Genomic DNA, 12680 nt, shown 5'->3' with positions numbered 1-12680 from the left:
GCATCGGGATGCTCAGTCCCGACGATTACGAGAAGTCACTCACCGCGGCAACTAAAGCCGCTTAACCCCCTGTCCACGATTCGGGGGGAACCTCATCCATATACTGATGACCCCGCAACGATCTGTTCGAGCTTTCGTGACCCCAGGAGGTCAACAGCTGTCCAGCAAGAGATACTCCGAAGATCCACGGGTTCTCTTCAAAGAACCGTTGCCAGACTGGTTCTTTCCTCGCCTCGAACAATTGTCAGCCTCCTCCTCCGCAAAATATGCGTCGCCGCTCAACAGACGGCGAAACCGCGCGACCCGTTTCCAGCGGTGAGCCATAGCTACAAGGTCACCGGCAGCTTCGTCACCAGTAATGAGCTGCCGAAACCGTCTCGGATCCTTCCCATGAGCCGTGACAAGGCGCCGTTCTTCCAGATCAGCGTCACACATATCCTTGTCGCCGAAAGCTTCACGGAGAACGTCAACAAGTTCTCTAGCAGTTTCTTCGTTGAACTGAAACGATTGACTACTCTTCCGGAGCGACGCACGGTCCTGGGAACCGAAGGTGATAGATGAACTAATGGTCCATCCTTGGATTGGATGATCCAATACTCCACACCCTTTCGGGCTTATGCGACTCAATCCCATCTTGCGAGCTTGAAGTAAGCCTGAGAATGCGAGCCATCGACTCGCAACTCCCCACACAATCAATTCTACTCGTCCACTTCTCGAGGCCGGGCGGACAATCGAGCTACTGGGCGATTGTTATGAACAAACGCCCAGCTGTTAACGGCGGCTGACAACCAGGCTCCACAACGCTAAGTTGGTTGCTTCAACGTCGTGCCAAGCGCAGCTGGCCGCTAGCATGAAGACTTTTGTGGGCATCGATGAACGTCAGACTCCTCGGACGGCATCAACACACCACAGGTAGCTCGGCCATGGAACGGCCGTACACGAAGCTTCACCAGCTCAGCCCTACAGCATTGACCCCGGCTGTTACGCCCAGCAAGACCGCGTTCCACGGGCTTCAGCACTGCCAGGTTCACATAACATCGAGATACCGGGCAAGGACGGCCCGCCCGCCCAGACTACGCACCCGTCGCAGTACCTGTTGCACGCCATCGATTAGGTGGACCTCAGCGTGTAGCTCTCAACCTGGCATGGAATTATGTTGCTTTCCTGGACGATACGCAGGCGCGCACTTGACATGGGGGTACTTCGGTGACGAGACGTGACTACAGTGCGAACGCGCGGATCCCTCATAGCCACCATCAGGACTGGCGTCTGATACACAAGATCGACCAAGAGATGGACCGCGTCACCAGCCAATGGCCCAACGTCGGGTCGAGGGTTGACATCGCCGGCATTAACCAACTGCACGGTCGGTATAATTCGATACTGGATGCTCGTGTCACCCTCGGGAGTGACGTCAGGGATGTAACCAAGGTGACGATGGCTCGGTTCTCTAAGAACGATGAAGGCGGATCCGATTGGTCGCTATCTATTAGCTTATGCAAACACAGCAGCGATACCTCATGGATCTACGTATCAGGTCCGGTACAGGTCAGTTGCGAGTCCCTTGCCCGTCGCATGCAAGAGTACATACTGCAGATCATCGACCACCCGATCCAGACCGGAGCGGCAGCTGATAGTCCTGGGGCGATTGAGGACCGACTGCGGTACCTCCATCCGGCAATCAGGGCCGGAGCGATTGCGAGACTTCGAAACGGCCACGGTGATGACGCACTGGAGGAGGCATGTAAGAGCATCGGGGCACGTCTGCGGCAGATGAGCGGCATCGCGGATGAGGATGGAGCGTCCCTTGTATCGCAAGCTCTGGGTAGCAAGAGGTTGATCGCGCTAAACGATGGTGCGTCAAAAACAGAGGTCAGCGAACAGGACGGGTACATGCATCTCGGCATGGCGCTGTTCCGGGCCGCCCGCAACCCCCGAGCTCACAGACCTGCCGACCCACACTTCGACCTTGACGAAGTGGTGGAGTGGCTGCACGTCGTCAGCGCGATGCATCGCGCGCTTGACCGAGCCAAACTCAGCTCGTAGTTGACCCGCGCCAACGCAGGAGAGCCGCGGTTGAGGATGGCAGATCGGGCACACTGGAACAATCCTTGCCATCGGTGCGATAAGCATTGAAGGAGCCAGGCAGTAAAGGCTAACGTCCAGCAAGTCCATCGACAGCATAGAGCCGAGGGGGGACACTTCTTTGGCGAAGTAGGGACAGAGGGGAGCCGTACGATGACCGAGTGGCGATCGTACGTACCAATCGAAGGCGCGGTCGAGTTACCGCCCGATCCGCGAGTCTCAGACGCGATCGGACGCAATCATTCGTTCGAAACGGCTCTCGCCGACCTGATCGACAACAGCATCGATGCGTCCGCAAGAAATGTAGTCATTAGACTCATCCGCTCAGTTGACGGCCCGAAGTCGCTCTACGTTATGGACGACGGTCTCGGCATGTCGCCCAAACAAATTGACCTGGCGATGACCGTGGGGGGACGGAAGGATTATGGCCCAGATGACCTCGGCCACTTCGGCGTAGGCCTAAAGGCAGCCTCCTTCAGTCAAGCGCAATGCCTCACAGTCATATCCCGGTCCGAGGGCCACCCGGCGGTGGGGCGCCAGTGGCGGCTCAATGAAATAACGAACGGTTCAGTTTGCGGAATCGTGCCAGAAGAGTTCGCGGCCTCAGAACTTGGCACACAATTCAATTTGCCAGAATTAGGTACCGGCACGATAATTCGCTGGGACGAGGTGAGTGCATTTCCGACAGGCGCTGACATCAGTCGTGCCGAAGAGTTTATTAGTCGAACTATCAACGCGGCATGTGAGCATTTGGGTCTTGTTTTCCACAGATTTCTATCCAATCGCCGGCTGAGTATCTCATTCGAGGTATACGACGCAGAACAAGAATTGAGACCAACACGAATCCCAGTGACTCCCCTGAATCCATTCGGCTACAGCAGGTCCGCTCGAATAGACTACCCGAAAGAGATTAAGTCTACGATACCCGGAAAAGAATTATTATTCCGTTGCCATATCTGGCCCGGGAGGTCTAGCCTCCGAGAGTTCCGCTTGTCTGGCGAACCTGCCAGGTTTCAAGGACTCTATTTCTATCGCCGAGACCGACTGCTGCAGTTTGGAGGCTGGGACGGAATTCATACCCAGCATCCTCGTTTACAGCTAGCGCGGGTTGAAATCGACATCACCGATGCACCCCCTGGACTCTTCATGATGAATGCCGAGAAGTCGAAAGTGGTGGTCGGCCTCGAATTCTCTCGCATATGCTCCACTGCGGAATCCGACGACGGCACCGCGCTCAACGATTATCTCGCAGTGGCCGAGCAAGTATATCGTAAATCGCAAGAACGCAAAAAGAGCCGACGTCCAATGATCCACCCCGGCCACGGCCTCCCCACCCTGCTACGAACAGCGATCGAAAGAGAGATACCGCCAGTTCCAGGAGACGCTCGCATAGGCATTCGTTGGCGAGAATTCGACAATGATATGTTCTTCGAATTAGAACGGGATACTCATACCGTTTGGCTCAATAAGCGGTATCGCCATAAGCTACTCGGAGGCAAACGGGCAGGATTAAACGATCTTCCGCTGCTAAAGACATTAATTTACTTGCTCGCCGCGAATCTGTTTGAGGGTGAACGGTTTGGACCTAGAGACAAGGACAATATCGACATGTGGCAGGAGCTTTTGACGATAGCGGTAAAGGCTGAGCGACAGTGAACGCCTCAGTTCAACCCGAGACGCGGCATCTATCTCTTGCAAATTTCGAGAGATACCTCACAAGTCAGGTGCCTGTCGTCCACCCGATTGCGGGTTCACCGGATGTCCTCATCTTCATAGAGCCTCACACGAGCGAAATGGGCCTAAGAGTAGCGTACTCGTCGAGTGAGCGACCACCAGATACTCGGTTGGAAAACGTTTCTACCCGCACCACACTGAAAGGTGATTCGACTTTCCTTGAGGTAGTAATAGATGATCCGTCATTGTTTCGAGATGCTTACGGTCCTCTCTGCTCGATGGCGGATCGGATTCAGATCGAGAAAATGACGGTAACTGCAGCGCTGCGAATTACCTTAGAGAATCTCAATGCTCTATTGCGAGAAGTTCCGACAATGACCGTTGAACGTGAGATCGCACTGGTCGGTGAGCTCTTAACAGTCAGGGGTATTTTGGCCATATTCGGTCGATCGGTCGCCGCAAACAGCTGGCGAGGCGGTGCCGCGGAACACGATTTCGGATTCCCTGAGCTTGACGTCGAGGTGAAGACTACGTCGACCGAACGACGCATGCATTGGATAAGTTCGTTAACGCAACTAGTTCCCACGACCAACCGCCCCCTCTGGCTAGTTTCACATCAACTTACGGAGGCAGGACCCGATTCCGGTGCGCGCCTGCCGGAGTTGATTCGTGATTCACGCGCAGCGATCGGCGAGGGCGCACCCCGAGAAGCGCTTGAGCGCGGATTGCGGTACGCAGGATGGGCGGATCGCTTCGCGGACGAATGTCTAACACGATGGGTACGCCGTGGCCGCTCGCTCGCTTGGCCAGTGACCGGAAATTTCCCGAGGCTCGTTCCAGAAATGATCGTGGCCTCCGGTGGAGATTTGGCGAGATTACCGGACGTTCGTTATCGGATTGATCTGACCGGATATTCGAGCGATGGACCGTTACCTACCGAAGTAGCGGCTGCTATAGCGAACGAGAGGGATTAATGACAGAGTCGCTTGTCACCGCTTACCTCATCGCGCTCGACGGTATGAAACGGACCGGACCACGCGACCTCAATCGCAAGGCATCAAGCGCCGCCGAGGATCTGGACGTGGTGGTTGCGCCGTCCAACGACGAACTGTCCTCCTACCTGAATTCAGCTAATCCGAATGATGAGCTGCCAATGGCGCTTGGTCTAGCACTCCGCACTTGGGATAACGCACGAATTGGCGGGTCGCCTTGGACCGACGATACCGAATCGAATACACGCGCCCGACGAGATCGTATTTATTTCGGATTAAACCTAGATATCTCTCTGTCAGGTCAGTTCGACAGGCTATTTCCGATTGCAGAGCGAGACGGCACCATCGTCATCGCTGAGTCGTGGGATCCGTGGTACACGACCGAAATCCAACAGCGCCACAACTTTTATTGGGACCACTATCAACATTATCTACAAACCCAGAGTGGCTGGTCTGCGGAGGCTGTCAGCAAACTTGACTGCGCAACGACGCATGTGGTGGAGCGACTCAGCAACCCAACCGGGAGTGCGCACCAAGTCAAGGGTCTAGTGGTCGGCTACGTACAGAGTGGCAAGACTGCCAACTTCACTGGCGTAATTGCCAAAGCGGTAGATGCCGGCTACCGTTTGATCATTGTTCTCACGGGTACAACCAACGTACTGCGTGAACAGACGCAACGCCGTCTGGACATCGAATTAGTTGGCATAGAGAACATCCTGCGAGGTATTGACACCGGCGATGCTGAAGCCCTCGCCGGTGTCGACTATCAGGATGACCGGAAATGGGCTAACAGCGGATTCGTCAGTCATGGATGCAGACCCTCCGATGCTGGCCGTCCGGATATCCATCGAATGACTACGCGTCACTTCGATTATCGAAGCCTCCAACAAGGGATCACGGCGCTCGACTTCGAACGACGCGATCGTACGAAACCGTTGATGCACCCGGATAACCTCTTCAGCGCCGATGCTCGTCTCGTCGTCGTCAAGAAGAACAAAGGGGTTCTAGAGAAGTTGGTTCGTGACCTCGGCGTAATTACTACTCGTCTCCACCAGATCCCCGCCTTGATCATCGATGATGAGTCGGATCAAGCTTCGATCAACACCAGCAACCCGAATCATTGGCGCGATGGAAAGCGCGAACGTACCAGCATCAACGCTCTGATCTCACAGCTACTTGGAAAGCTTCCACGTGGTCAGTACGTCGGGTACACAGCGACGCCGTTCGCAAATGTGTTTGTCGACCCAACTGACGCCGAAGACATCTTCCCAAAGAGTTTCTTGATTTCGCTGGAACGCCCACCAGGGTATATGGGTGCCGAGGACTTCCATGATCTGGACTCTTCGATCCCGCCGGGGGAGCGTAACTTCACCAATTCGAAGGAGAAGGCACATGTTCGACTGCTGTCCAACAAGGATGAGCGTGCCGAACTCCTTGAGGCGATGGATTCGTTCGTCCTGTCCGGCGTGGTGAAGACCTTCCTTGAGCTGACTGGGCGCGGTCGATTCGACCACCATACGATGCTTGTACATGAAGCGATGAAGACGGCCGCCCACCGAGTCAAGTCTGATGCCATTCGCGATGTCTGGAACAAAGCCGGATACCTGTCGACCAGCTGCCATTCACGATTGCGTGAGTTGTACGAGGCGGATATTTTACCCGTAGCACGTGCACTGGCTCCGACCCGGCCTATACCCGACACATTCGACGATCTTGTCCCGTATCTCGGGCAAACGGTAATGAAGATCTGCCCCGGTGGAAACCCTGTTTTGGTGGTTAACAGCGACACTGATATCGAGCAGGAAGAGTTGAACTTCAGTCAACACAACGTTTGGCGTATTTTAGTCGGGGGCAATAAGCTGGCACGTGGGTTCACTGTCGAGGGTTTGACAGTGTCTTACTATCGTCGTGAGGTCAAGAGTGCCGATGCCCTTATGCAAATGGGCCGCTGGTTTGGTTTCCGTGATAGCTATCGCGACCTTGTTCGGCTCTACGTAACACCTGACCTGCACGACACCTTCGAATCCATTTGCCGTGACGAGGAAGACTTCCGCACGGAGCTGGCACAATTCGCGGAAATGGTGGACGGGCGTCCCCTGGTTACGCCGGGTGACGTCGCGCCTGTCGTCAGCAGTCACAAGTTGCGTCCCACAACCGCAGCAAAGATGTACAACGCGCGACTCATCGAACGACGAACCCCGAACAAGGAACCTAGCTCCGGCTATCCGAAGTTGAATGATCAGGTCGCGCTTGACCACAATATTGATGTTTGCGTCCCGCTGCTTGCCGCAGCGAATAGCGAAGTGGAAATAGGACCTGGCACCCAGAGGTTCGGCGCGTTCGTCGGGACGGTTACCCACAACGAGATGATGTGTGCGCTGGAAGGTTTGACATGGGCGTACAGCGATACATTTGCACCAGACGTTAATTGGCTCAGGTCGCTCAAAGATCGTATCGATAACTGGAGAATCGTCATTCCCAAGTTGAAGAGCGGGCGCCGCGCGACGCTACGTGGTCTAGGCCCGTTCAGCCTGCACGGGCGCACGATGGCTTCCGACAGTTTGCGCGGCAACTCGACGAGCGCCCACCGAGCGGCAGTCGATGCGCTGAGGATAGAGACTCCACGAACAGGATGGCTCATTCTGTATCCAGTCGTGAAGAAGGCCGTGTTCGCATCGGCTACTGATATCGAGGCGGATCCCAAAGGTGTTGTACTGGCAATCAGCCTGCGGCTACCAGATGCGGTCATGCCGCGGGGTCAGCGTCCCCTTCAATACCAAGTTGTTGACTCGACGATGCCAAGCTACTCGGTCATCGAGGGGTAGGTGACGTGTCAGAACTTGAGATTCCCCGCGACGAGCGCGAAGCCGTGATCCGGGCTTTGTACCGACAGGTCGAGGATCTCGATTGGGAATCGATGCCGCCAGGACGAAAGTCCGAGCAGTACGCGCTCTGGATTGAGGACTATGAGATAGGCGGTCGCCTTGCCGACTGGTACACCACCGATGGCATCCGAGTCTGGCTTAAGGACGGCCCACTCAAAGAGTACGGTCGCGCTTTGGAGGGCGTCGGCGCGTACGCGGAGTTTGTCACGAAGCGTTACCCCAGTCCAGAGCGCATGCTCCAAGATGCCCTCGGAGCGGAGTGGACGATCGTGGCGAATTCGATTGCGGAGAAGCCGATGCACTGTTCCGCCACCAACGGCTCGGAGACTCGCTACGTCTGCTGGGGCAAGCCGACGACGTTCCGTGACCTACTTTGGGCAGCGGTGAGCGCCGCGATCGACCTGCCCGCACGGCCGATGATCATCGTGACCACACGAGCAGGCCGTACCGTGGACGAAGGTTTGCGCATCAAACAGTCCAAGATCGCGGAACATTGCCGTGTAGATCTCCGCTACGCGGAACGACACCTCATTTTCGTGAGATCCGCCTCGTGTCGGCTGCCAACAACGTAGCTGTCGCTGAGTTCCCGCGGTATGGTTTGCTGATGACTAGCAGGTCTCAGAAGGCGCGCACATCCGTCGAATTATTCGCGGGTGCTGGCGGTTTGGCGATGGCGGTCGAGAGCGCGGGGTTTCGCCCGCTGCTCTTCAATGAGTTCGCCAAGCGCGCCTGCGAGACTCTCGCGATCAATAATAAAGCTACAGCTTTTGAAGCAGCCGAACGACCGGACGTTCCGGGACCGCGGGAGCGAACGCCTCTCATTGTCGGAGATGTGGACAAGGTTGACTTCCACTATCTGAAGCGCCACAACGTCGACGTTCTGGCGGGCGGACCACCGTGTCAACCGTTTTCCCTCGGAGGAACTGCCAAGGGAGATGAGGACGACCGTAACGGCTTCCCGCACATGTTTCGCGCGATAACCGAGATGAGCCCCAAGGCCGTAATTTGCGAGAACGTTCGCGGACTATTACGCCCTTCATTCAAACCCTATTTCGACTATATCAAGCGCGAGTTGTCACTGCCGTTTGAGAAACGAGCCGATGGCGCTAACTGGCGCGATCACGATCAGATACTGCGCGATAAGCTTGCGATGAGCCCGCCTCCCGATGAAACACAATATGATGTTAAACATTACGAGGTCAATGCAGCGGATTACGGCGTTCCGCAGATTAGAAATCGGGTCATAATTATTGCCTTTCGCCGCGATCTGGGAGTGAGCTTCGACCGGTTCGAAGAGCTCATTGAGCCCCAATACTCTGAGGAAAGCCTGTACGAGGATATGCGCCCCAAAGGACCTTATTGGGATCGACACTCGGAGGTTCCCACGGATGTGCGCGAACGGGTGATCGCGCGACTCCCACCACGAACGTTGCTCTCACCAGATGAAGATCGTAAATTGCCCTGGCGAACGCTTCGCGACGCCCTTAAGGGAATTGAACTCAAGGGGATTGATGAGAATCAGGGCCCTTTGCCTGCTATCCTCTCTCAGCATCTCGATCGTTTGGATCGTAAGCTAGGCGGTTTCACCGACCACGTCGGCTGGCCCGATGCACGTATTTACCGCGGGCACACACCTAACGAGTTGGACCGTCCAGCCAAGACTGTAAAGGCTGGCGTTCATGGCGTACCTGGCGGAGAGTCAGTGATGCTCTTGGACGACGGGACGCACAGGTATATGACCGTTCGTGAGACCGCGAGAGTTATGACATTTCCCGATCACTGGCAGCTTGCGGGTCCGCGTGGTGAAAAAATGCGACAGCTGGGCAATGCTGTCCCGGTACTTCTGGGTCAGGCGTTCGCATTAGCTGTTGCGACTGCTCTTAAAGAGGCAGAATCGGCACGATAGAGGATCGTATGACTACCCGGAACTCAAGCAAATGGAAGGACAGCCTTCCGCCTGATCGCGCATGGAGGTGCCCAGCGGGGCTGGACCGAGCTGCCAGAACCGTCGAACAGGACCGCGCCGCCGGCGGTCACCACAACCGTCTGGTCAACCTTAGTCCTGGCCGAGTCTCATGCGCGTCGATCGAGTTGAAGCTCTACACCAAAACCCGCCGTATCCGTGCCTACGTCCGATGGTCCGACAGGGGTAGGTACCCCACGAAATATGTAGGTGAAGTCGACCGCAGGACTCGTCGGCAGAACCTCATGCAGGCGTGGCGCCTTGTGAAGGAAAAGAATCTGATCCCGACGTCCGCTGAACCGGAGAGCTCCTGGGCGAGCTCTCCAGCTGTACGGGCAGTGATGCGCGGTAATCGGGGAAGAGACACAAATCCGGAGCTTGCGTTGCGTTCTGCGATTCGCCAGCATGGCCTGCACTATCGGGTAGATACTCGACCATTGCCCGATGTCCGTCGCAGGGCGGATGTGGTTTTCATAGGCCCAAAGGTCGCGGTCTTCTGCGATGGCTGTTACTGGCACGGCTGCCCCGAACACTATCGGCCCTCTCATAAGAACAGCGAATTCTGGAGCTTGAAGATTGCAGGAACTCAGGCCCGCGACCGCGAAACCGACCGCCTGCTGATAGAAGCTGGCTGGCAGGTCATCCGCGTTTGGGAACACGATGATCCGGATATTGCCGCTCGTATGATTGCCGACACCGTAACCTCCCGTCGACAAATGAGCTCTGTCGTTCGCCGCGGCTAAACCCGACGCCGAAAGGCGATTTGTTACAGGCTGAAATAATGTTGACATGACAGCTCTCTACGACGACGGGAACCTCACTTCGAGTCCTCAGCGTTAGAAATTTGTCATATTCCATCGATTGCGAAAATATTTATACGCTGTGTTTATACATACTTAACCCGCGGGGGAACGCTTGGACACGTGCCATTTCCTATTCTGTCTAGTTCGATCAGTCGCCACCATTCATATCAGGCAACAAAAAGGTGGCCGACGACTTCCGCGAGCTGTTTGACGTTGCGGCACTCGTGCATGGTGATGTGGTTGGCGTAGACGTGGGCGGCGGAGTCGCCGGTGGACCAGGAGCGGGAGGGTTCTGGGTTTAGCCAGTAGGCGTGTTTGGCTCTGTCGCACATGGTTTGGAGGGCGGGGAGGTTGGGGTCGGTGCGGTTGGTTCGGGCGTCGCCGAGGATTAGGAGGGAGGTGCGGGGGCCTAGTGCGTCGAGGTAGTTGTCGGTGAAGCCTTGTAGGGATTCGCCGTAGTTGCTGCTGCCGTAGCGGGCTACGTTGGCGTCGCGGACTATTCGGGCGGCTAGGCCGGGGGTGGGGGGTTCGCCGGGGGTGAAGTAGTTGGTGATTTCGTCGCAGGTGTCTATGAAGCCGAAGCTGCGGACCTTGGTGAATTGGTCTTGGAGAGCTTGGATTAGTTGGAGGGTGAATTCGGCGAAGCCGGTTACGGAGCCGGAGAGGTCGGCTAGGACTACCAGGTCGGGGCGGCCGTGTTTGCGGGAGCGGAGGACGGGGGTGATGGGGACGCCGCCGGTGGACATGGAGCGGCGGAGGGTGCGGCGCATGTCTATTTGGCCACGGACAGACTTGCGGCGGCGGGCGGCTAGGCGGGTGGCTAGTTTGCGGGCCAAAGGGGTTACTAGGCGGCGCATTTCGGCTAGGTCTTGTTCGCGGGCGCCGAGGAAATCGATTTGGTCGGGGCTGGAGTCTACGCCGCGGCGGGCGATGTATTCGGTGCCGCGGAGTTGGACGGAGCGTAGGCGGGCCTCGGTTTGAACTGCGGTGCGGAATTGGGTGAGGCGGCGGTTGGCTTCGATGGTGCGGACGGCGGTGTCGAGGTCGGTCGCGCCGGCCATGCCTGCGACGATGCGATCGATAAGGTCTTCTGGGCGTAGGGATCTCATGGTCAGGTAGGAGGACCAGCCTGCGCCGGAGGCGGTGGTGACGGGGGTGTCGGATTGGCCGTTGCCCGCTCCCCCGTAGGCGCCGAGTTGGGTCAGGGCTTGACGGGCGAGGTCGGCGGCGGCGTCCGGGTCGTCCTCGGTGAGTGCCGTGGCCAGTCGATCACGCAGCGACTCAACGGATTCCGGTGTCGCGGCGGCCGTCGCCTGCGGGGTCTTGGTGGTCAAGAAATAGAGATCGAAGAGTTGGTCGAAGACGGCGCGTTGGCCGCTGCGGCGAAGAAGGCAAGCCGCCATACCCGACCGCAGCCGGTTCCGGTCGGACAGGCCGAGGGCGAGCATTGCTTCGGCGGCATCGATCGTCTCGCTGGGGCCTGCGGTGATTCCGTGGTCGCGGAGTAGTCCGACGAACTCGACAAGGCGATCGGTGATCGTGTCGGAGGGCTGTTGCGGTGCAGTTGCCCCGCGGCGGGTAGACGTCATGCCGCCTCCATTCGGACCATGGTGCTCGGGGACAACATGAATCGCTCGGCCGCGCGGCGACCGACGGTTGCCGCACCATCCCAGCCTCCCGCCCGCGCAATGGCGTTCGGCGCGGAGAGCACAAGTCCGGCCGCGATGTGATCGGCGGTCGCTAGGCCCCGACCTCCGGATTTCGGCTCGGACGCAGAGAACTCGACGCCGGCCGAGGTCGGGAGCCAGTCGGGTGAGGCGCTGATGATGTTGCGATGATCGGCAGGGCAAGTTGGCGCTTTAGCGTGGCATTTATGAAGCGAGTTCTGTTCATGTTCTTGGCCGTGGTGGCTACCCCGCTGACCGGCATCGGGCCCGCCCACGCCGATTCCACCTCTGGAAGCTGTTCCGGGTCCGCGGGGCATCGAGGCTACTTTTACGCGCATACGTACCAGTCCGCGTTCCCTGACTTCGACGGCACCGTCGGTTCTTGGGAGACCCACGACTTCTTCTTCATGGGCTTCCTCGATGCCGCTGACAACGCGCGCATGTTGGGCGCTCGGGACAGCAAGTGGGTCATCTACCGCGCCAGCGACTTCGACCTCGCCGTGCCGTACGTCGAGGGTGCCGGATTGTTCTTGCTCGAGAGTCGCGGCTATTCCAGCAATCTCGATGATCGCAACGGCAATTTCGAATGGATCAAACTCTGCGACTACTGA

At 57.4% G+C, this 12680-nt stretch carries 10 protein-coding genes; 9 read left to right on the top strand and 1 reads right to left on the bottom strand.

All coding sequences use genetic code 11. The features are described 5' to 3' along the window. Positions 1-315: 315 nt before the first annotated feature. The 8 genes from ACIA8C_RS07160 to ACIA8C_RS07125 all read left to right on the top strand — a co-directional run bounded on the left by ACIA8C_RS07160 (position 316) and on the right by ACIA8C_RS07125 (position 10342). Positions 316-561 carry a hypothetical protein gene (locus ACIA8C_RS07160; protein ID WP_397131797.1) on the top strand — a complete coding sequence of 82 codons (246 nt, stop codon included), beginning with the start codon at positions 316-318 and terminating at the stop codon, positions 559-561. Positions 562-1206: 645 nt separating this feature from the next. Then, positions 1207-2046 carry a TIGR02391 family protein gene (locus ACIA8C_RS07155; RefSeq protein ID WP_397131795.1) on the top strand — a complete coding sequence of 280 codons (840 nt, stop codon included), beginning with the start codon at positions 1207-1209 and terminating at the stop codon, positions 2044-2046. Between the two features lie 192 nt (positions 2047-2238). Further along, entirely contained in the window at positions 2239-3741 is a 1503-nt protein-coding gene (locus ACIA8C_RS07150) for an ATP-binding protein (RefSeq protein WP_397131792.1), read from the top strand. A 137-nt stretch (positions 3742-3878) separates the two neighbouring features. Beyond that, positions 3879-4733, top strand: a complete 855-nt coding sequence (locus ACIA8C_RS07145; protein ID WP_397131837.1) for a PD-(D/E)XK motif protein — start codon at positions 3879-3881, stop codon at positions 4731-4733. After that, entirely contained in the window at positions 4733-7576 is a 2844-nt protein-coding gene (locus ACIA8C_RS07140; protein WP_397131790.1) for a Z1 domain-containing protein, read from the top strand. The genes ACIA8C_RS07145 and ACIA8C_RS07140 overlap by 1 nt, the downstream gene beginning before the upstream one ends. A gap of 5 nt (positions 7577-7581) precedes the next feature. Then, positions 7582-8208, top strand: coding sequence for a hypothetical protein (locus ACIA8C_RS07135; protein WP_397131788.1), 627 nt, complete (start codon positions 7582-7584; stop codon positions 8206-8208). Between the two features lie 32 nt (positions 8209-8240). After that, a complete protein-coding gene (locus ACIA8C_RS07130) occupies positions 8241-9542 on the top strand; it encodes a DNA cytosine methyltransferase (protein WP_397131786.1) in 1302 nt (433 codons plus the stop codon). Positions 9543-9862: 320 nt separating this feature from the next. Beyond that, positions 9863-10342: a very short patch repair endonuclease gene (locus tag ACIA8C_RS07125; protein WP_397131784.1), complete on the top strand. Its 480-nt coding sequence runs from the start codon at positions 9863-9865 to the stop codon at positions 10340-10342. Between the two features lie 227 nt (positions 10343-10569). On the opposite strand, the gene ACIA8C_RS07120 is transcribed toward ACIA8C_RS07125, so the two are convergent. Next, positions 10570-11991: a VWA domain-containing protein gene (locus ACIA8C_RS07120; protein WP_397131782.1), complete on the bottom strand. Its 1422-nt coding sequence runs from the start codon at positions 11989-11991 to the stop codon at positions 10570-10572. Between the two features lie 284 nt (positions 11992-12275). Here ACIA8C_RS07120 and ACIA8C_RS07115 point away from each other — a divergent pair, with 284 nt between their 5' ends. Continuing rightward, positions 12276-12680, top strand: coding sequence for a hypothetical protein (locus tag ACIA8C_RS07115; RefSeq protein WP_397131780.1), 405 nt, complete (start codon positions 12276-12278; stop codon positions 12678-12680).

This window comes from Nocardia sp. NPDC051321 (assembly GCF_044455225.1).
Lineage (GTDB): Bacteria > Actinomycetota > Actinomycetes > Mycobacteriales > Mycobacteriaceae > Nocardia.
The sequence above is the reverse complement of the archived record's forward strand: the minus strand, read 5'-3'. Positions and strand labels throughout refer to the sequence as shown.

Coding starts and splice junctions, on each gene's coding strand:
- ACIA8C_RS07150 (WP_397131792.1), top strand. CDS start 2,239: ATGACCGAGTGGCGATCGTACGTACCAATCGAAGGCGCGGTCGAGTTA.
- ACIA8C_RS07145 (WP_397131837.1), top strand. CDS start 3,879: ATGGGCCTAAGAGTAGCGTACTCGTCGAGTGAGCGACCACCAGATACT.
- ACIA8C_RS07140 (WP_397131790.1), top strand. CDS start 4,733: ATGACAGAGTCGCTTGTCACCGCTTACCTCATCGCGCTCGACGGTATG.
- ACIA8C_RS07130 (WP_397131786.1), top strand. CDS start 8,241: ATGACTAGCAGGTCTCAGAAGGCGCGCACATCCGTCGAATTATTCGCG.
- ACIA8C_RS07120 (WP_397131782.1), bottom strand. CDS start 11,991: ATGACGTCTACCCGCCGCGGGGCAACTGCACCGCAACAGCCCTCCGAC.
- ACIA8C_RS07115 (WP_397131780.1), top strand. CDS start 12,276: ATGAAGCGAGTTCTGTTCATGTTCTTGGCCGTGGTGGCTACCCCGCTG.